21 protein-coding genes are annotated in these 19,718 nt (G+C 68.6%); 10 read left to right on the forward strand and 11 right to left on the reverse strand.

Annotated elements, in window-relative coordinates; all coding sequences use genetic code 11:
• Positions 1-26: 26 nt before the first annotated feature.
• From BN159_RS02300 to BN159_RS02315, 4 genes are read right to left on the reverse strand one after another with little or no spacing between them, the layout of a single operon-like run.
• A complete protein-coding gene (locus BN159_RS02300; RefSeq protein WP_015655268.1) occupies positions 27-1,601 on the reverse strand; it encodes a beta-N-acetylhexosaminidase in 1,575 nt (524 codons plus the stop codon).
• 34 nt (positions 1,602-1,635) lie between these two features.
• Entirely contained in the window at positions 1,636-2,493 is an 858-nt protein-coding gene (locus BN159_RS02305; protein ID WP_015655269.1) for a carbohydrate ABC transporter permease, read from the reverse strand.
• The gene (locus BN159_RS02310) at positions 2,490-3,410 is read right to left on the reverse strand and encodes a carbohydrate ABC transporter permease (RefSeq protein WP_015655270.1); all 921 of its coding nucleotides are present in this window, start codon (positions 3,408-3,410) and stop codon (positions 2,490-2,492) included. Before BN159_RS02310 ends, BN159_RS02305 begins: the two co-directional genes overlap by 4 nt.
• Positions 3,411-3,413: 3 nt before the next feature.
• Positions 3,414-4,676, reverse strand: coding sequence for an extracellular solute-binding protein (locus tag BN159_RS02315; protein WP_015655271.1), 1,263 nt, complete (start codon positions 4,674-4,676; stop codon positions 3,414-3,416).
• 259 nt (positions 4,677-4,935) lie between these two features.
• Between BN159_RS02315 and BN159_RS02320 the strand changes: the two genes are divergently transcribed.
• Both BN159_RS02320 and BN159_RS02325 read left to right on the forward strand, forming a co-directional pair.
• Complete coding sequence (locus tag BN159_RS02320; RefSeq protein WP_015655272.1) at positions 4,936-5,781, forward strand: GntR family transcriptional regulator; 846 nt, start codon at positions 4,936-4,938, stop codon at positions 5,779-5,781.
• Positions 5,782-5,908: 127 nt separating this feature from the next.
• On the forward strand, positions 5,909-6,559 hold the full coding sequence (locus tag BN159_RS02325; protein WP_015655273.1) for a LamG domain-containing protein: 651 nt from the start codon (positions 5,909-5,911) through the stop codon (positions 6,557-6,559).
• On the opposite strand, the gene BN159_RS02330 is transcribed toward BN159_RS02325, so the two are convergent.
• From BN159_RS02330 to BN159_RS02350, 5 genes are all read right to left on the reverse strand, one after another.
• Positions 6,521-7,078 carry a GNAT family N-acetyltransferase gene (locus BN159_RS02330; protein WP_051113455.1) on the reverse strand — a complete coding sequence of 186 codons (558 nt, stop codon included), beginning with the start codon at positions 7,076-7,078 and terminating at the stop codon, positions 6,521-6,523. The two genes, BN159_RS02325 and BN159_RS02330, sit on opposite strands and share 39 nt — an antisense overlap.
• A gap of 53 nt (positions 7,079-7,131) precedes the next feature.
• Positions 7,132-8,265 carry a methyltransferase domain-containing protein gene (locus BN159_RS02335; RefSeq protein WP_015655275.1) on the reverse strand — a complete coding sequence of 378 codons (1,134 nt, stop codon included), beginning with the start codon at positions 8,263-8,265 and terminating at the stop codon, positions 7,132-7,134.
• 214 nt (positions 8,266-8,479) lie between these two features.
• Positions 8,480-9,196 (reverse strand): radical SAM protein, encoded by a 717-nt coding sequence (locus BN159_RS02340; RefSeq protein WP_015655277.1) that lies wholly within the window; start codon positions 9,194-9,196, stop codon positions 8,480-8,482.
• A gap of 124 nt (positions 9,197-9,320) precedes the next feature.
• Positions 9,321-9,839, reverse strand: coding sequence for a DUF6415 family natural product biosynthesis protein (locus BN159_RS42650; RefSeq protein WP_015655278.1), 519 nt, complete (start codon positions 9,837-9,839; stop codon positions 9,321-9,323).
• The gene (locus tag BN159_RS02350; RefSeq protein ID WP_231905563.1) at positions 9,836-10,270 is read right to left on the reverse strand and encodes a hypothetical protein; all 435 of its coding nucleotides are present in this window, start codon (positions 10,268-10,270) and stop codon (positions 9,836-9,838) included. Before BN159_RS02350 ends, BN159_RS42650 begins: the two co-directional genes overlap by 4 nt.
• 309 nt (positions 10,271-10,579) lie before the next feature.
• Between BN159_RS02350 and BN159_RS02355 the strand changes: the two genes are divergently transcribed.
• From BN159_RS02355 to BN159_RS02380, 7 genes are all read left to right on the forward strand, one after another.
• Positions 10,580-12,028: a hypothetical protein gene (locus BN159_RS02355; RefSeq protein WP_015655280.1), complete on the forward strand. Its 1,449-nt coding sequence runs from the start codon at positions 10,580-10,582 to the stop codon at positions 12,026-12,028.
• Complete coding sequence (locus tag BN159_RS02360) at positions 12,025-12,516, forward strand: hypothetical protein (RefSeq protein WP_015655281.1); 492 nt, start codon at positions 12,025-12,027, stop codon at positions 12,514-12,516. The genes BN159_RS02355 and BN159_RS02360 overlap by 4 nt, the downstream gene beginning before the upstream one ends.
• 129 nt (positions 12,517-12,645) lie before the next feature.
• Complete coding sequence (locus BN159_RS46855; protein ID WP_231905687.1) at positions 12,646-12,864, forward strand: DUF6233 domain-containing protein; 219 nt, start codon at positions 12,646-12,648, stop codon at positions 12,862-12,864.
• 196 nt (positions 12,865-13,060) lie between these two features.
• Complete coding sequence (locus tag BN159_RS02365) at positions 13,061-13,753, forward strand: DJ-1/PfpI family protein (protein ID WP_015655282.1); 693 nt, start codon at positions 13,061-13,063, stop codon at positions 13,751-13,753.
• A gap of 33 nt (positions 13,754-13,786) precedes the next feature.
• A complete protein-coding gene (locus tag BN159_RS02370; RefSeq protein WP_015655283.1) occupies positions 13,787-14,095 on the forward strand; it encodes a hypothetical protein in 309 nt (102 codons plus the stop codon).
• An 89-nt stretch (positions 14,096-14,184) separates the two neighbouring features.
• A complete protein-coding gene (locus BN159_RS02375; RefSeq protein WP_015655284.1) occupies positions 14,185-15,840 on the forward strand; it encodes an NAD(P)/FAD-dependent oxidoreductase in 1,656 nt (551 codons plus the stop codon).
• A 101-nt stretch (positions 15,841-15,941) separates the two neighbouring features.
• A complete protein-coding gene (locus tag BN159_RS02380; protein ID WP_015655285.1) occupies positions 15,942-17,597 on the forward strand; it encodes an NAD(P)/FAD-dependent oxidoreductase in 1,656 nt (551 codons plus the stop codon).
• Positions 17,598-18,003: 406 nt separating this feature from the next.
• Here BN159_RS02380 and BN159_RS02385 read toward each other — a convergent pair whose 3' ends face one another.
• Together BN159_RS02385 and BN159_RS02390 are read right to left on the reverse strand one after the other, a co-directional pair.
• On the reverse strand, positions 18,004-18,381 hold the full coding sequence (locus BN159_RS02385; RefSeq protein ID WP_015655286.1) for a peptidase inhibitor family I36 protein: 378 nt from the start codon (positions 18,379-18,381) through the stop codon (positions 18,004-18,006).
• Positions 18,378-19,034, reverse strand: a complete 657-nt coding sequence (locus BN159_RS02390) for a hypothetical protein (protein ID WP_231905564.1) — start codon at positions 19,032-19,034, stop codon at positions 18,378-18,380. The genes BN159_RS02385 and BN159_RS02390 overlap by 4 nt, the downstream gene beginning before the upstream one ends.
• A gap of 167 nt (positions 19,035-19,201) precedes the next feature.
• Between BN159_RS02390 and BN159_RS02395 the strand changes: the two genes are divergently transcribed.
• Complete coding sequence (locus BN159_RS02395; RefSeq protein ID WP_015655288.1) at positions 19,202-19,708, forward strand: suppressor of fused domain protein; 507 nt, start codon at positions 19,202-19,204, stop codon at positions 19,706-19,708.
• Positions 19,709-19,718 lie beyond the last annotated feature (10 nt).

The following is a 19,718-nucleotide window of genomic DNA, read 5'->3' on the forward strand; positions in this document are numbered from 1 at the left end:
GGTGTGCGGGTGGAGCTGGGACGGCTTCACACGGGGGCGTGTGCCGTCCGGTCCCGGAGGGTGTCGTGCGGTACGCCGAGCGCGGTCAGTCGCGCGCGGTGCCCGTCCAGCCGGGTCCGGAAGTCCGGCCAGTCGTCTGTGGAGGTGGAGCCCCACGCCCGCTCGGCGAGGGCGCACAGGCGGGGGTAGGTGAGGTACTCAATGTGTTCGGGTGTCGGCACGAACTCGGTCCACAGCTGCCCCTGGGTGCCCAGGACCTTCCCGGCGAGCAGTGGCTCGTCGGAGGGCGGCACGAGGTCCACGCCGTACACGGTTCGCAGGTCGACGGCGTGGCCCGGCTGGGCGGGAGGTTCCCCGGGGCCGAGATCGCGTGCGTAGTCGAAGTAGGTGGAGCGGTGGTCGGCGTGGATGACGTCGTGTCCTTTGCGGGCGGCCGCCCAGGCGTGCCGCGGTGTGCGCCAGCTCATCACCGTGCAGCTCGGGGGCAGTGTGCTGCCGTCCTCGGCCCAGGCGATGGGGCGGCGGCCCGCCCGCACGACGTGGCCGGCCATCTTGGCCAGGAACCAGCCGTGCAGCTCCCGCGGGCCGGACAGCCCTTCCTGCGCGGCGCGGGCGATCGCGGCCGGGCTGGCCTCCCATTCCTCGGTGGGGACTTCGTCGCCCCCGATGTGGATGTACGGGGAGGGGAAGACGTCCATCACCTCGTCCAGAACAGTGCGGAAGAATTCGAGGACGTGGTCGCCGACGCCGAGCACGTTCGTGCACACGCCCCAGTGGGTCCACACGTCGAGCGGCATGTCCGGGCGGTTGCCCAGTTCGGGGTAGGCGGCGAGCGCGGACCGTACGTGGCCCGGCACACCGACCTCCGGCACCACCGTCACTCCTCGTGCGGCCGCGTAGGCGATGAGTCCGGTCAGTTCTGCGCGGGTGTACGAGCCGCCGTGCGGACGGCCGTCGAAGTGGTTGCTGCCTGCGGGGCCGACCATCGACTGGGTCCGTCGGCTGCCGATCTCGGTGAGCCTGGGGTAGGCGGCCACCGGCATCCGCCAGCCCTGGTCGTCGGTGAGGTGCAGGTGCAGCATGTTCAGCTTGTGCAGGGCGAGGAGGTCGACGAAGCGGCGCAGGTAGGACACCGGCTGGAAGTGGCGGGCGACGTCGAGCAGCATGCCGCGCCAGGGGTGGGTGGGCACATCCGTGATCTCCGCCCCGATCAGCTCAATGGCCTCCGACGGCGCCGACAGGGCTTCGTAGGGCAGAAGTTGACGGATCGTCTGGACGCCGCGCAGCAGCCCGGTCGGGTGGGCGGCGCGCAGCAGCACTTGGTGGGCGGAGACGGTCAGGCCGTACCCCTCCTCGCCCAGTCCCGGGAGCGCGGGGTCGAGGGCGAGGACGACGGTGCCGTCCTCGGCGTGCTCCAGGCGCAGTCCCGATGCGGGCACGAGATAGGAGCGCAGGAGGTCGGCCGCCGGTTCGGCGCCAGGGGTGACGCGCAGTCGTGTGGTGTCGTCGAGCCGGAATCGGCCGGGGCGTGCGGAGAGCTTGCTGGGGCGGGGAACAAGCGCGAGATCAGGGCGTGGGCGTACGGGATGGGACAGGTCCACGGGGCTTTGCCTCCGGTGTTCGGTGGGGGGCCTGCTAGCCCTTGACTCCTCCGGCTGTCAGGCCCGAGGTCACATGGCGCTGGAGTGCGAGGAAGACGATCAGCGCGGGCAGGGCGAAGAGGGTGGAGGCGGCCATGGTGGCGCCCCAGTCCGTGCCGAAGGTGGTCTGGAAGGAGGAGAGCCAGACCGGCAGTGTGCGGCTGTCCTGCTGCTTGATGATGAGGAAGTTGGCGTAGGTGAACTCGTTCCAGGCGGTGATGAATCCGAAGAGCGAGGTGGCCATCAGTCCCGGGGCGAGCAGCGGGAACGCGATCCGGCGGAAGGCGCCCACCCGGGTGCAGCCGTCGACCTGCGCCGCCTCCTCCAGTTCGGGCGGGATGCCGGCGATGAAGCCTCTCAGGACCACCACCGTGAACGGCAGGGTGATCATGAAGTAGATGAGGGTGAGCGTCGGCAGCCGGTCGAGCATGTTGGTGTCGCGGGAGATGATGTAGATCGGGATGATCAGTGATTCCCACGGCGCCATCTGGGCGATGAACACCGCCAGCATGAACTGGCGGCGGCCGCGCCAGCGCAGCCGGGCCACGGCGTAGGCGGCGCCTAGCGCGACGACCAGCGCGAGGAGGACGGCGCTGAGGGTGACCAGGATGCTGTTGCGCCAGAACAAGGCGAAGCTGTCGGCCTGGACCGCTGTGCGGAAGTGCTCGAAGGTCCATTCCCTGGGGATCAGGCGGGGTTCGTAGGACTGGATGTCCCGGGACGGCTTGAAGGCGGTCGCGACCATCCAGTACACGGGAAAGAGGCAGAGGACCACGGTCAGGGTGGCCGCGGCGTTGAGCGGAAGCCGGCGTAGTGCGCGCCGTGGGGCGGCGGTCCTGCGGGTCGTGGTCACAGGTGCTCCCCTTCCTGGCGGAACAGTTGGCGGAAGTAGAGGACGAGGACGCCGCTCATGAGCAGGACGGTGACCATGGAGGCGGCCGATCCGAGGTCGTAGCGCTGGTTGGCAAGGGCGGTCTGCACGGCGTAGACCGGCAGGATCGTCGTCGCGTCACCGGGGCCGCCCCGGGTCATCACCCAGATCTGGACGAACGCCTTGAAGGTCCAGATGACTTCGAGTGAGAGAACGAGCATGAAGATCGGTCTCACCAGAGGAAACGTCACGGAGCGGAAGATCCGCATGGCGCCGGCGCCGTCGAGGCGCGCGGATTCGTAGAGCTCTTCGGGCACGGTGGTGAGGGCCGAGTAGACGGTGATGGCGGCGAACGGCACCGACTGCCACACGATGAGGACGACGAGGATCGTGAACGCGGCGCTGCCGTTGGCGAACCAGGTGTAGCCCTCGTAGGCGGTGAAGCCGAGGTTCGTGAGCGTTTCGTTGACGATGCCGAACTCCGAGTGGAACAGCCACTGGAAGACGGTGGTGGCGGCCACGACGGGCACCGCCCACACCAGGACCAGCGAGCTGAGGACCACGGCCCTGCCGAAGGGGCCCAGCCGTTCGATCATCAGGGCGACCAGTGTCGAGAGGATCATGATGGCGGCGACGTTGACGGCCATGAACAGGAACGTGCGGCGGACGACCTCCCAGAACCTCGGGTCGGTCAGCAGGGTCTGGTAGTTGCGCAGCCCCACGAACTCGGCGTCGCCTTTGATGAGTTCGCGCAGCCGGAAGTCCTGCAAGGAGATGAGCAGGGCCCGGCCGAAGGGATAGACCAGGAGGTAGAGCATGCCCAGGACTGCCGGTGCGATCAGCAGGTAGGGGCCGAGAGTGCGGCTGCGGGACGGTCGGCTGTAGGACTTGGCGAGCATCAGTCAGGAACCGCTGTTGAGCGTGGTGGTGATGGACTGGGACGCCTTGGCTGCCTCGGACTTGGCGTTCCGGCCGGTGAGTACGGCCGTCATGTAGTCCTTGATGGGGTTCTTGGCCTCGACCGCGGCCCACTGGGGCGTGTTGGGCGTGGCGTGCCCCTGCGCGGCGCCGACTGCCATGACCGCGGCACCGGGGTCGGAGGCGACGGCGTCGGCCAGGGTGGTCTTGTTCGGGACGTAGCTCATCGCGAGTGCGAGCTTCTGCTGCCAGGCGTCACCGGTGAGTTCCTTGATGAAGGTGTACGCCTCGTCCTGGTGCGCGGCGACGGCGGGCACGACCAGGTCGGAGCCGCCGGTGAAGACGGCGCCCGGGGTGTCGGCGGTCTTGCCGGGGATGGGGAAGAAGCCCAGCTTGCCCTTGAGTTCGGGGTTGCTCTGCGCGATGACGTTGGCTCCGCCGGGGGTGGCGATGACCTGGGCGATCTGCCCCTTGGCCACGACCTCGGCCTGCAACGGACGCGATTCGTCGGAGTCCTTGGGCCCCTTGCCGAGCGCCTGGAGTTGTCCGTAGAACTCCATGGCTCTCAGCGCTTCGGGACTGTCCAGTCCTCCGGCCCAATCCTCGCCCTCCTGGACGGCGAGGTCCCCGCCCTCGTCCCAGACGAATCCGGCGAGGGTGAACCAGTTCTGCCCTGGCAGGTAAATTCCCTGCACGCCGCCCTTGTTGAGCTTCTCGGTGGCGGCGAGCCACTGGTCACGTGTCTTGATCTTCGAGGCGTCGATGCCCGCCTTCTCGAACAGGTCGGTGCGGTAGATGACGACCCGGTTGGCGGCGTAGTACGGAATGCCGTACTGCTTGCCCTCCCAGGCGCCCGGTTCGGCGAGGCCCTTGAGCCAGGCGTCGCCGCCGAGGTCGGCGACCTTGTCGGTGAAGTCGGTCAGTCCGCCGCTCTGGGCGTACTGGGCGACCTGGGTGTTGCCGACCTCGATGACATCGGGGGCGTCGTTGCTGGCCAGGGCGGCGGTGACCTTCTCACCGATGCCCTCCCACTCCTGGATCTGGATCTTGACGTCGATCTCCGGGTGAGCCTTCTCGAAACCGGCCTCGAACTCCTCCTGGAAGGCCGCGGAGACGCTGTCGCGCATCAACCAGACGTCGAGGGCGGTCGGCCCGCCGTCACTCTGGTCTCCGTCGGAGGAGGAACAGGCGACGAGTCCGGCGCTCAGCAGCATGACGCCGAGGAGGGAAAGGGGGCGGTGCTTCACGGTTCACCTCTGGGGAGCCTGAGAACGAAAGGGAAACCCCGACCTGACCACTTGCCTGCCGGGTGTTTACCAGTGGGTGGCGGGTTGAAGGTGGCATAGACCAATTGAACCGTCAACCCCCTCCGCAGACCGGCGTTTTACCGAGAAGGCGAACCGAGAGGGCCGAACAGCCCCGGACCTGCCCAGATGACAGGTAAGATGACCAGTGGGCCAGCTATAGTTGACCAGCGAACTTCCCGACGACGAACGAGAGCCCCGTATGGAGATCGACGCGGCAGCCTCCGGCGCGATGCTCAAGCGTGAGCGAGTCCGTGACGCGATCCTCGAACTCATCGAGGCGCGACGCCCCGGAGACGCCATCCCCTCCGAGCGCGCCCTCTGCTCCGAACTCGGCGTCTCACGCCCCACGCTGCGGGCGGCGGTCGACGAACTGGTCGTCGCGGGGCTGCTGGTCCGTGAGCACGGCCGGGGCATGTTCGTGGCCGCGGAGAAGATCACCCAGGAGCTGGTCTCCGAGCGGAACGCGTTCAGCCTTCCGCAGGCCGGCGGCGTGTGGACCAGCACACTCCTGGAGTTCAGCACCCAGGCGGCCGGCGCCCGCATCAGCCGCAAACTCCGCATCTCCCCCGCCGCGCAGATCCTCTACGTCGCCCGCCTCCGTCTCGTGGACGGCATCCCCATGGCCATCGAGCACCTGCATGTGCGAGCCGATCTGGCCCCCGGCCTGACCAGCGACGAACTCCAGCAGGGCGACCTCTACGAGCATCTGCACGACCGGCACGGCGTCCAGGTCAGGGAAGCAGTGCAGTCCATCGAGCCCACAGTCGTCACCCGAGCCGAGGCCGAACTGCTCCAGGTGCCGGAGCTGTCCCCCGCGCTGCTGTTCGAGCGGCTCACCACGGACAGCCACGGCCGCGCGGTGGAGTACGTCCATTCCCTCTACCGAGGCGACCGCTACCGCATCGTCTCGCGCCTCACCCTCAGCGCCGGCGATGAGCAGCCCGCGGCCGAGGAGGGCCATCACCCGGGCATCCCCCCGGGCGACTTCACCAGCGGCGACCCGGTCACCCTCTCCACGCGGGGTGTGGTCCAGCAGAACAACTGAGGGTGGCGAGTTGCTAGCCCGTTCGCATGAAAGTAGGGCCGCCCTCGCACAACTCGGCATGCCGCACGTAGCTGCGGGGATCACCCCGTCAGCAAGTGCGAAGTGATCGACGAGTGGGAGCCCGGGCGTGAGTGAAGTCGTCTTCGTCGCAGATTTCACATCTGATCGCCAGTGGGTCGCCGGGCGTTCCTGGGCCTATCCGGACGGAGGCCCCACCAACCCGGGCGACGACAAGCTCGACCACCTCACCCAGGACCCCACCTACTTCCACAACGGCACCTTCCGCGCCACACGCCGCCCCGACGGCCTATGGGACACCGGCCTGCTCACCACCGAGGAGAGCCCAGAGGCGTTCATGGTCCGAACCGGCGACCGCTTGGAAACCAGAGTCCGGTTGCCGGTCGAGCTGGGTGCCTGGCCGGCGATCTGGACCTGGCGCGACGGCGGCAACGAGGTCGACGTCTTCGAGTACCACCCGGACAACCCAGACCTACTGGAGCTCACCAACCACGTCCGCCACAGCGGCAGTTACATCCGCGACAGCGCGGTCCGCCCCGGAGGCGTGATCACTCTGAACGTGACATTCGGCAAGCGGAGCGTGATCTGGCTCCTGAACGGCCGAGAGGTCTTCGCCGACGCACGCGGCGTCGGTACGGACTGGCACGCCTTCCTCATCGTCAACCTGTCGGTCTGCGCGGGGCGCTATCACCCGAGGCCCGAGGACACCGTCGACGAGTTGTCATACGGAGTGGAGAGCCTGGTCGTGCACCGCGGCTGAGATGCGGAACAGCACACTCGGACGCAGCGGTCCTTCCGGTGCGGTGGGGTCGTCGAAGTCATCGGCCGGATCCCTGGTCATGCCGATCCGGCGCATCACCGCCTGGGATCGGACGTTGGCAGCCGTTGTCACGGCGAGGATCTCGGGCAGCTCAAGCGTGTCGAAGCCGTAAGCCAGGACGGTCAGCGCGGCCTCCGTCGCGTAGCCCTGACCCCAGGCAGATCGGGCGAGCCTCCAGCCGATCTCCACTCCCGCGAACGGCATGCCCTCATCCACCTGATCCAGGCCCGCAAAACCGATGAACTCGCCCGTGGCTCGTACCTCGACGGCCCACCACCCATAGCCTCGCCGGTCGAACTCGGCCCGGAACCGCGCCACGGAGGCATCGCTCTGTTCACGGGTCATCAGCTCGCCCAAGTGCTCGCGCACCTCAGGATCGGCGTTCATCGCCGCCCATGGTTCATGGTCGGTGTCACGCCATCGACGCAGGACAAGGCGATCGGTACGCAGTTCAGTCACGCTGCCCAGCCAACGTGAGCGCTTGCTCCGAGGCAATCCTATTTCCTCGGTGATCAGTTCACTGTCACGGACCAGGCTCCACGCGAGAGGGTGAGGGTGCCCTCCGGGTCGATCCGGACCCGCGCCCCGTAGACCGGCAAGCTGCCCTCGCGGTTGAGACGGTTCTGAACGCGCTCCAGTTCTCGCCACAGCCGCCGGGGGCCGCCCTGGTGCACGGTCGGTGAGTCCAGGAAGCCGACCGCCGTGGCGCGGGCCCAGGAGCCGTCGGCGTGCAGCATCCACACCGTGCGCGTATCGCCCTCCACCTCCAGGCGGTAGTCGATCTCCGGGACGGTCAGCGCCAGCATGGACGACACGTCCCATGCGTCCGGCGGGTACAGCAGCGGATAGCGGCTCGTCGTCACCTCCTCGCCGTCTGCCCCCTGCACCTTCTCCCACAGCTCGTCAGTGGGCCGGGGCGCGTAGTCCTCGCCGTGCCGCGTACGCATGAAGCCCGCCCGGTACTGGGAGGTCTGGCCGACCGCGCCGCCGTCCTTCGTCTTGTCGGCGACGACGATCAGTCCCGTTCCTGCGATCGTGGTCACCAGCCGACCACCGGGCTTCAGCGCGGTAAGCCACGAGGGCGGGATGGGCCGCACTGACACTGTGGACACGATCCGGTCGTACTCCCCCGGAAGCGGGCCGGTGATGTCGCAGACGGCCATGTGCGGGCGCAGGCCGATGGACTCAAGCCGGGCACCTGCCGTCCCCACCAGGTGCGCGTCCACGTCCACGCTGGTGACGTTCTCCGCCCCGATCCGTCGGCAGGCGAGCGCGGTCCCGTAGCCGGTCCCGGTAGTCACCAAGACGCGGGAGTCGTCGGCGAGCACCGCGTGCCGGTACATGTCCACGACCAGGACAGGGAGAGTGGAGGACGAGGTGGGCAGGCCCTCCGGCACGGTGCCGGACTCGGTGTGATCGGCGTGCAGCGGACCGATGCGGGTCACCAACGTCTCGTTGGTGTAAGCCGCTTGCATCCACGCCTGCGGGTCGTCCTCGCCGACCCGCAGACGCCACCGGCCGCCTTTGCTTTCCCACCAGCGGGGCACGAACACGTGCCGCGGGGTGCTGGCCAAGGGCTCGTACCAGCGGGATTCGGGCCGGACGGTATCTGCCGCCAGGCGCCGCGCGTGCGTCTCCCAATCCATGGGATGAGTCTCCTAATACGCCGGGTCACACGCTTCGGTGTTGGCCGGATCGCAGTCGTTGGAGTCGGCCGGGGTGCAGGCTCCCTTGGCTGCGCCAGGCGAGGGCATGCACGAGTCCTCGTCCGGTGTGCAACCGGCCCGGGTACGGGGCGGGATGGCGGCGGCGACCTCGGCCCACTTCGGGGAGGCGAATACGGCCGCCAAGCCCTGAGCTTTAACGTCGCCGGCAGGAAGGAAGCGCCCCAGCACGCAGGGGGTGGACCTGGCCGTCCGGCATGACCGCAGCACGGCCCCGGGTGCAGTTGCCGCACAGTTCCGACGTGGACGGCAGGACCTTGGCGCCGTTACCCACACCTCGGACCCGGTCCGTGTTGATGACCGTCACCCCGAGCGCTGCGAGCTCGGCGCGCGCCTGGTCGACGCGCTGGCCGTCGAGAACGTCGACGATGCCGACCTGTACGTGGATGCCGCGCCGCAGCGCCTCGACGATGTTCGCGCGGGTTGCCGCGTGGCTGCCCTTGCGGCCGGTGACGGCGTCGTGTCCGTCGTCGGTGTCGGCGTAGTACGAGGTGGCCAGAGAGACGCCCGGCCGCTCGAACAGCGCCCAGTGCTCCAGCCGGACCCGGTACAGGTTGCTGTACACCTGGACACCCAAGCCCAGATTCAGGGCGTGTTCCACCAGCTCGGTGAAGTTGGGGTGCAGCGTCGGCTCGCCGCCGATGAACTGAACCTTGGTCACGCCGACGCGCGCGGCTTCGTCGATGACCTGCTTCCAGTCCTCGGCGGTCATCGTCCCGTGGCCCTTGGTCGGGCCGGCCTCGGCGTAGCAGTGCGAGGAACACGTCAGCTGGCAGCGGCTGGTGATCTCCAATTCGAGGAAGGTCACGCCGCCCAGCGCGGTGTTGGCCGGGGGTTCGAGTAATGCGGTCATGTGTAGCTGCCTCCTGGTTGTTGTGGCGGCTCGCAGCCCCTCCGGCCGCAGCCTTGAGGAGCAGCGGCCGGAGGGGAGTTCGTGGGGTGCGGCCCTTTCCCGAGACGGCCGCCATGGGCCCCTTTTATGCCGGGGAGGCGGTGCCGGTCCGGCGGACGGCGTGGGCGCAGCCGTCATGGATGCGGCTGGAGACGGTCGAGCCTCCGGATGGGCTGCCCTGGTCGTACGGCTGTGTCGCTGCGCCCGGCCTGATGAGCTGGTCGCAGGCGGGGCACACGCTGTAGCCGGAGAGCGTCATGTGGTGGTCGCACAGGGCCATCACCGACCGGCCGAGCTGGCGCACGTACGCGGCGGCATCGGACGGTCCCGGCCCGGGACCGGCGTCCAGCTTGCCGCGGGCCTCACGGACACAGGCAAGCGCGACATAGCGCGGGATGTCGTCGTCAGGCAGGTGCGCCGCGGCCCGCTCGACCTCCGAGATGAGCAACTGCATGCCGTGGCGCAGCGACCGGGTCAGCACCTCCAGCGCGGCCCGGTCGGTGGGGGTCACCTCGGGCGGCAGCACCTCGGCCACCCGCGCACGCATCGCGGCGATGTCCACCGGCGGGGCATCGGGGGCGGCAGGCGGCTCGGGCGCGGTCACGACTCGGCCTCACAGTCCGCATCGGTCAGGCAGCCGGCCACCAGGACGAACGTCAGCACATCCGAGGCCCTGCACAGCCAGCCCGGCCGGGTGACGGGCACCGCCCAGTACGAGCCCGAGGAGTGCTCCTTCGGCTCGGTCAGATCGGTGCGCGGCACTCCGAGGTAGGTGCCCTCACCGAGACAGGCCGCGGCCGGCGCTCGCCAGAGGCGGGCCGTGCCGGGCGGCACGAGGGCGTAGTACCGGCGCCCCGCGGGGTCGTGGATGACCGGCCGGCCGTTGAAAATCCAGCCGAGCCAGCCACTCACCATGGACGGGTCACTGACCTCGGCCACACCATGGACGAGATGCTCAGGCAGGCGGACCGCGTCGAAGAGCTTCCCCAGCGGGATCAGGGCAAGTCGGGACTCACTGTCCAACTCCTGGTACACCGCTTCAGGCGAGGAGTGCGCGGAGGCAATCCACGCTTCAACTCCGCCTGACGGAGGCGGGCTCGATGGTGTTAACGCCCCATTCGGGGCCGTACTGTTCGTCATGTCGACGCTCCCTCGATGGTTTGAGCGTTGACCACTCCCGGGGCCGTTCGCGCGGTCGCCGGGGCTGATCTGTCATGCATCGAGGTTCGTCCCTGGCGCGCAACTCAGGGATGACCATCGGGGGTTACCGAGGCGGTAATACACTCGTTCCTGATTCGGAACGGCGCGACGAAGCGCATACGATCACACCGGAAGTTGGCCCTGATGGATGCCACCACCCCCGGCCTGCTCGCACCTGACGTCCTCGAACGAGACGATTTACGCCGAGCCCTGGCAGAGCACGACTTCTCCGCGGCTTTCTCGCTCATCAAGAAGTGGGGCGGCCTGTCGCAGAACCGCATCGGTGCGGCCTGCCAGCTCACACCGGGCAAGGTCTCCATGATCATCAGCGGGCAGCAGCAGGTCACCAGCTTCGACGTGGTCTGCCGCATCGCTGACGGGCTGCGCATTCCCGGGCGCATGGTCGGTCTCGCCGACCGGCCATGGGAGGCCGGACAGGGCGACGCAGCCGACGACCCACCCACGCCGACAGCACGGAACGACCCCGGCTCGACCACCTGGCAGCCGTCCGCGACCGTGCACCTGGCCGCTGACCTCTCCCGGAGCGACCTCGTGATGGACCGCCGCACAGCCACGCGCGCACTCGCAGCCGCCACCACCGGCGCTGCTTTCCTCGACAGCCTCGACGCCTGGCTCGCTCCTGCCCCACGAGTCGAGCACCGCCGGAGCCACGGACGCCTCGGCAGACGCGATGTCGAGGAACTGGAAGCCTGCGCACGTGCCTTCCGCACCTACAAGATCGGCGGAGGCCTGCGCCGCAAGGCCGTCATCGGCCAGCTCAACGAGGTGGCCGCCCACCTCGACGAGAACCAGGCCGCGGACATCGAGCGGACACTCCTCCGTGTCCTGGCCCAACTGTCTGCCACCGCTGCAAGCATGGCGTGGGACGCTGGCAGTCAGCGCAGAGCCCAGGATTACTACCGGCTCGCGCTCCGCGCCGCGCACGCAGGAGACGACCCCCTGTTCGGTGCGAACACTCTTGCTGCGATGGCGCGGCAGATGCTCTACCTCGACCGGCCCGGCGACGCTCTCGAACTGGTGCACCTCGCCCAGCACGGCATCAGGCGGCAGGTCACGCCTCGCGTGGGCGCCATGCTTGCTACGCGGGAGGCGTGGGCTTACGCGGCGATGGGCCGCACCAGCGCCTTCCGTCGCACTACCGAGGAAGCCGCCGACCACCTTGCCGACGCAGGGCAGGACGAGCCGTACTGGATCAGCTACTTCGGCGACGCCGAACTGAACGGCGTCACGGGCGGTCGTCTCCTGGATCTGGCCCGGCACGAGCCCCGCCCGTACGCGGCCCAGGCCGCTGACGCAATCCGGCGGGCACTTGCCGTCCGCGGGCCGGAAGCCGGACGCAGCTACACCCTCGACATCATCGGCCTCGCAGAGTGCCACTTCCTCACCGGCGACCTCACCGGCGCCGTCACGCACACCAGGCAGGCGGTCCAAGCCGCGTCCACGAGCCGCTCTCGGCGCGTCCGCGAGCAACTCGCCAAGCTGTACCCGCATACGGTCGGCCACACAGCCAAGCCCGTCGTCGAAGCACGCACAATGATCCGCAACCTGCTATCCGAAGGAGTCCCTTCTTGACCACTCTCGCCGTCACCGGGCACATGGACCTGACCGAAGACAGCGTGCCCCTCGTACGCGACGCGCTACGCGAAGCTCTCAAGTCCTATGCGGCCGATGGAAGTCTGGTGGGTGTCTCGTGCATCGCGAAGGGATCCGACTCCCTCTTCGCCGAAGCCGTCCTGGAACTGGGCGGCCGCCTCGTCGTCGTGCTGCCCTCTAAGGACTACCGGCAGACCAAGGTAAAGCCCGACCACGCAGAGACCTTCGACCGCCTCATGAAATCCGCAGCCGAAGTCGTGGTGCTGGAACACGAGACGGCGAACCGGTCGGCCTACACGGACGCCAACCGGACGCTGCTGAAGCGCGCCGAGCGACTGATCGCTGTCTGGAACGGTTCGCCCCCGAACCCCAAGGGCGGCGGCACCGCCGACACCGTCCTGGAGGCACGCGACGCCGGCCTCCCCGTCGACGTCGTCTGGCCTGCTGGAGCTTCACGTCGCGGCTGATACGGATCACGTCACGCCTCCTGGCGGGCCCGTCATCCGGCGATCATGGCCTCCCGCGCCGGACTGACCGATCGAAGAGGGCCTGAGTCGAAACACCCCGCCGTCTACGTCCACGTCGGCGGCTGCCACATGGCCGGGAAGCGCAACCGAGGCGCTACGCGGGAGCAGGCGCTGCGGGCGCTCGCGGAACGGGGGGATCCGTGCCCGCGCTGCAACCCGGATTTCCCGCCTGGTATTCGTCGACTGACCTGGGTGGATGCGGCTCCGGGCCGTCCGGATCAGCCTCGATCCATGCCCGGACCACGTCCAGTGGCACTACGAAGCAACACGCAGACGCCACCTCGCTGATCAAGTCAGGCGCCACGGCGTCTCCCACGGAGCACCGGCGGCGCCTTGGTAGCAGAGAGCCGACTCTGACATGGGCCGCTTGGCGACAATCCGTTGAAGGCTGGCACCAAGGCCACTGGGGACGGGGGCGGGCAGGTCATAGCGTCGGCTGCGTTCCCGGCGCCGGCCGGGTGAGTCGCTGGTCAAGGAGTTCTTCATGCATGCCCAGATCGTCCTGTTCGACGGCTTCGATCCGCTCGATGTCATCGCGCCCTTCGAGGTACTGCACGCCGGCGGGGCCGCCTGTGGCGCGGTGAGCGTGGAACTCGTGTCCGCCGAGGGCCCGCGGGAGGTGGTCAGCGGCACTGGCGGGCTGGCGTTGCGAGCGACCGCCGCCCTCGATCCCGCCCGCGCGGGGCTGGTCCTGGTCCCGGGAGCGTCCGGCCGTATCGGTGAGCCCGGCGGGACACCCGACCACGATGCCGAAGCCCCGGCCGGGGAACGGTCGCACGACGACTCCATCCCCGTACTGCTGGGCCGCACGCTGACCACCGAACTGCCCGTGCTGCTCAAAGCAGCCATGGACGACCCTGGCGTGATCGTCGCCGCCGTGTGCGGAGGCTCGCTCATCCTGGCCATGGCCGGCCTCCTGGAGGGACGCCACGCCGTCACCCACCACCTCGGTCAGGACCTCCTCCACGCCACCGGCGCCCACGCCGTCAGCGCCCGCGTCGTGGATGACGGGGACCTCATCACCGCAGGAGGCGTCACCTCCGGACTCGACCTCGGGCTGTACCTCCTCGAACGCGAAGTGGGCCCGCAGATCGCCCACGCCGTCGAGAACCTCTTCGCCCACGAACGCCGCGGCACCGTCTGGCGCGCCCAAGGCCCCGTCTCCGTCGGCTTCTGAAACTCCCCGCACCGTCAGTAAGGAAAGACAAGCATGAACGTGGAAGGCACGTGGGATCTTGTGATCGCCACGCCCCTGGGCAAGATCAAGGCAGTGCTCGAACTCCGGCAGGACAACGGCACGTTGACCGGCACCGCCCGCGGAGCGGGTGAGGAAGTACCCCTCACCAACCTCACAGCCGACGGCAATCGCCTCACCTGGAACCAGGCCATCACCAAACCCATGCGGCTGAACCTGACCTTCGACATGACAGTCGACAAGGACACCCTCACAGGACACTCCAGAGCCGGACGTCTCCCCGCCTCGAAAGTCACAGGCCGACGCCGGACCAACCACCCCTGACCGACACATCAGATCACCTTCGAGCCCACCGCGAGCCCCCTTGCGGACCGTCGGATCCAGCAGAGCCGGTCCGAGTTCCGGAGGGATTCATGCCCCAAGTGACCCAGTCCGCAAGGTCGGCCGAGCGGCCCGACAACGATGTGGTGATTCTCGGATCCGGGCTCGCCGGGACCGCTCTGGCCGCAGTTCTGGCACGGGGCGGCGCGAGCGTCCTCCTCATCGACGCCGACAGCCACCCGCGCTTCGCCCTCGGGGAGTCGACAACCCCGTACACGTCGATGCTGATGCGGCTCATGAGCGAGCGCTACGACGTGCCGGAGTTGAAGCACCTCACCACGTTCGAGAGCGTGCAAGGGAAGGTCGCCACGACCTCGGGCATCAAGAAGAACTTCGGCTTCCTGTACCACCGCGAGGGTGAGCGCCAGCGCATGGAGGAATGCCACCAGTCGCTGCTCCCGCGGGCCGGCCACTTCGAGAGCCACTACTTCCGCCAGGACATCGACGCCTGGATGCTCAACGTGGCCGTGAAGTACGGCGCCAGGATCCGCCAGCGGACGAGGATCGTGGACGTCGAATTCGACGCGCAGGGCTGCTCGCTCACCGACGAACGCGGCGCCACCCACCGCGCCCGCTACATCGTGGACACGAGCGGCGTCGGCTCCCCGCTGGCGTCGAAACTCGGGCTGCGCGACGACGCACCGGTCATGCGCCACCACTCGCGCTCCCTGTTCACGCACATGATGAACGTGACGGCGTACGACGACCTGCTGCCGCGCACCGCCCACGGCCACCCGACGAAGTGGAGCCAGGGCACGCTGCACCACGTCTTCGAGGGCGGCTGGGTGTGGGTGGTCCCGTTCAACAATCATGCCCGTACCACCAATCCACTGGTCAGCGTCGGGCTCAACCTCGACCCGCGGATCCACCCCAAGGTCGGCTGCACGCCGGAGGAGGAGTTCCGCTCCTTCATCAGCCGATTCCCGGACATCCGCAGCCAGTTCACGGACGCCGTCGCCATCCGCCCCTGGGTCCGCACGAGCGGCCGGCAGCAGTACTCCTCCTCGAAGACCGTCGGCGACCGCTGGTGCCTCGCCTCGGACGCCGCCGGCTTCGTGGACCCGTTGTTCTCGCGCCATCTCAGCGATTCCTTCGAGGTCGTCAACGCCCTTGCGTGGCCGCTGCTGGAGGCGCTCAAGGAGGACGACTTCTCGGCCGAGCGCTTCACGTACGTCGAGCAGCTCCAGCTGGGGCTGCTCCGGAACAACGACGACCTGGCCGCCGACGCCTACACGTCGTTCGCCGACTTCCGCCTGTGGGACAGCTGGTTGCGCGTCCGCTCGCTCGGCCAGCTCCTCGCCACGTTCGAGATCGGCAGCGCATACGGGCGCTTTCGGAACTCGCACGACGTCGCCGACCTGGCCCGGCTGGAGGGGCTGGCGCCTGATGGCGGGACACCCGACTACCCGGCGGTGCGGGAGCTGCTCGCCCACGTCAGCGAGCAGGTGCGGTCCGTGAAGGAGTGCCGCCGGCCCAGCGACACCGCGGCCGACAACATCCTCACCGCCCTGCGCAAGGCGGACTTCGTGCCGCCCGCCTTCGGCCTCACCGACCCCTCGAACCGCTGGTTCGACACCGGCCCACGCAAGACCGCCGACACCAAGCGGTGGGCGCGCAACAGCGCACCCCCGGAGATCGGCCGACTCGTGGTCGAGGGCCTCCCGCTGCTCAGCAACAAGCGCCTGTAGAGAACGAATTCAGCCTGGGCGAGCACCTCACACACCCCCTTGCGTCCTCCGCCGGCGCCGCGGCCCTCCCCGCCGTCTCATCCTCGAGGAGCACACACACCATGAGCCCTCAGACCAAACGGTTCGACGTTGCCATCATCGGCGCCGGCATGGGTGGCTCCATGCTCGGTGCGGCGCTGGCCCGCAGCGGCCTCCAGGTGCTGCTGATCGACGCGGGCACGCACCCGCGGTTCGCCGTGGGCGAGGCCACGATCCCGTACACCAACGTGTCCCAGCGGATCATCGCCGCCCGCTACAACGTGCCCGAGCTGACGACACTGTGCACCCTGAAGGACTGCGCCAGGATCATCGGCCCGACGTTCGGCACCAAGACCCACTTCGGCTTCCTCCGCCACGAAGTGGGCAAGCTGCAGAACCCGCGCGAGACCAACGAGTTCCACACCCCCGGGCTGCTGCACGAAGCACATCACCTCTACCGGCAGGACGTCGACGCCTTCGTCTTCCACCTCGCGGTCAAGTGCGGCTGCACACCGATCCAGGACTTCCGGGTCGCCGACATCGACTTCGAGGACTCGGGCGTCACCCTGCACGGCGAGCAGGGCGAGGAGTTCCGCGCCCGCTACGTCGTCGACGCCAGCGGCTACCGCTCGCCGATCGCGAAGAAGTTCGGCCTGCGCGACGAGATCCCGGTGTTCAAGCACCAGTCGCGATCCATGTTCACCCACGTGTACGGCATCACCCACACCGACGACCTGTGGGACCGCAAGCCGGAGCACACCCCGCCCGTGCCGTGGTACGAGGGCACCGTCCACCACACCTTCCACCGCGGATGGGCCTGGGTCATCGGCTTCGACAACACGCCGCTGTCCCGCAACCCGCTGTGCTCCATCGGCCTCACCGTCGACCCGCGGGTCTACCCCAAGAACCCGAACCACTCCATCGAGGAGGACTTCGCCGACATCACCTCCCGCTTCCCGGACATCGAGCGGCAGTACGCCGGTGTCACCCCGGTCCGCGAGTGGGTCAGCGCGGACCGGCTTCAGTACTCCTCCAAGCGCACCGTGGGCGACCGCTGGGCGCTGCTGGGGCACGCCGCCGGCTTCATCGACCCGCTGTTCTCCTACGGCCTCGCCAACACCGGCGACGCGGTGAACCGACTCGCCTGGCGCCTGATCCGGGCCTGCCAGGACGGTGACTTCTCCGCGGAGCGCTTCTCCGACTACGACGAGTGGCAGCGCGCCCGCTTCCACTACAACGACGAGATCGTCAACGGCGGGTACACCGCCTTCGACCACTTCGAGTTCTGGAAGGCCGTCTTCCGGGTCTGGGTATGGGGCAACAACTTCGGCACCTTCCGCGCCCGCGCCGGTCTGACGAAGTATCAGAAGGACGGCAACGACCAGCACTTCAAGGACCTGGAGAAGGGCCAGTACCTCGGCTACGACTGGCCCGACCACGAAGGCTACAAGCACCTCTTCGACACCATGGTGGCCCAAGTCGACGCGCACCAGGCAGGCAAGATCACCGCGCACGAGGCGGCCGAGACACTGTGGGAGGTCCTGGAGGGCGCGAACTACATGCCCAAGCCCTTCGGGTTCCAGAAGCGCTCAGTGCATTTCATGAGCCCCAAACCGCCCGTCATCGCCAAGACGGCGGTATGGCTCGCCCGGCACGGCGACCCGACTGTGCGGAAGATGCTCCTCAAGAGCGGCGGCCAGGCACTGCGGCTCCGCATCACCGGCCGGAAGATCTTCTGAGCGAACCGAGTCAGGCAGGGAGGCCGACGAGTCCGGCACTGTCATTCCACAACGCCTGGGCGAGGTCGTCCCTGCGCGCCAACCGGCAGCGGTACGACTGAGCAGACGCGACGGCCATCCCAGCACCGGCGCGCCCAGCAGCGACCAGGCAATGCGCAACGGCAGCGACAGTTCCTTGGCCAGTCCGGTCCCGAAGACCTGCCCTGGATCGTAGGCGAGCCACGACGATCGCCCCTCCGCCAAAGAGCGCAGCGGCAGGCGGAGTAACAGATGGTGCGCAAGGTGGTTGACGGCGAACGTCGTCTCGAAGCCGTCGACCGTCCGTCCGGTGGCGTCGGCGCTACCGAAGTGCAACGGGGTCCCACCACCAGTGGAAACCCGCTGCACTTGGGGCGTCAGCGTGTGCTCAGCAACTCACGCTCCAGGTGTGGGAGTCGCCGTTGTCGTTGGCCGCACCGTTGTAGTTGACCTCCTGGCCCGGGGTGAGGCAGATCGTCATGTGGCCGCCCTGGTGGGCGCGGGAGTAGACCTTGACGTGGTCCTTGATGCCCGGTCCGGAGATGCCGTGGTTGGCCCAGGAGGAGTCCTCGTCGGCGATCCAGCTCTCCCACCAGCCGTCGTCACCGGACCAGTTGGCGCGCTGGCCCTGATAGTCGGCGTTCTCCCAGGCGCAGAACTCGCCGGAGGGGCAGTCCGCCGCGCCCGCCGGGCCGGCTGCGGCGAGCGCGCCGGTGAACAGGAGGAACGCTGCCGCCACGGCGGTGAACAACTTGCTGTGCATCATGAGGGGGTGTGCCCTTTCTGGTGGGGGGTGGGTTGCGTGGCCAGCAGACCGGCCGCGCGGTGCACTGCGCGGTCGCGCAGTTGGTCGTAGGTGGTGATCTCTCTGCGGTGCGCGGCACGGACCTCGGCAAGCCGGGCGGGTTCCAGCCGGGCCCGCAGTGCGGCCAGGCCACTGGCCCGTACGCAGCGGGTGTCCTTGTCGGAGCAGGCGGCTCGGCGGGCAAGCGCGGCACGGTATCCGGGGTCCTCGCTGAGCCTGGCCTGGGCTTGGGGGCGCAGATTGTTGACGATGACCTCGGCGCGGAACCAGCGGGCCTGGTCGCCGTAGAGGAAGCGCTGCGCTTGGGCGAGACAGCCGTCGGTGTGCGTGCGGACGGTGTACCCGGTGGCCAGAGTGACCGACAATTCGGCCCGCCCAGATCCGAAGAGCGCCTCCTCCTGCGGGGGCGGAGCGGCGGCGCCACGGGCGGTCATGCACCGGTCCACCAAGACCTGCTGGGCAGCCTTGATGAGCTCGCTGCGACCGCGCTCCGAGGAGGGCAGCGACGGCCGGGACGCCGGTGTCGTCGCGCAGCCCTCGGCGACCAACAGCAGCAACACAGCAGCGGCTACGGCCCAGCCCACCGCCTCGGAGCGAGCAGTAGTGATCTTCACGCCAGTTCAAACGATCAACGTCGGCCGACGGCACGGCAGTAGCGGAGCGTTTTCGGAGTCGCAGATGAGCGACAGAGGTCTGGCATGATCGCGCGGTGAGTGATGCGAGGCTGCCGGCCGCCGATGCCGTTGAGTCACATGTCCGGGCGTTCTTCGAGGGGCATTCCGTGGAGGTCGTTCACTACGACCTCGGCCCGCAGCGACGTGAGACGGTACCCGACCTGCGCGTTCTCGTCGTCGGGCCTGGTCCCCGCGGCGACAGTTGGGCGTATGTGACCGCCGGGTGCTGGGCGGCCATGGAGACGGACGGACGTGGACTTGAGTTCGTCATGACCGCCCAGGTCAGCGACCAGCGCTTCATCGACCTCATGGCGATGATCGCCTACTACCACTGCGGAGGGCACCGACTCGACCTGGAACACAGCATGCCGATCGGCGAGCCGTGGGTGCCGGGGTCGACCTGCGACCACCTGCTGATCAGCCTGCCCTACCTCCACGGACCCGACCTCGAACACTGTCCACTGCCCGAAGGACACGCCCGCATCCTGTGGGCTCTGCCGGTGACGACCGCCGAGATCGAGTTCCGCCGGAGCCACGGCCACGAGGCACTGGAGCAGCTCTTCGACACGGCGGGGATCATTCCCACCGATCCCTTCAGGGCCTCCGTCGTCTGACCTCGTCTCG

It is taken from the genome of Streptomyces davaonensis JCM 4913, assembly GCF_000349325.1.
Taxonomy (GTDB): Bacteria; Actinomycetota; Actinomycetes; order Streptomycetales; family Streptomycetaceae; genus Streptomyces; species Streptomyces davaonensis.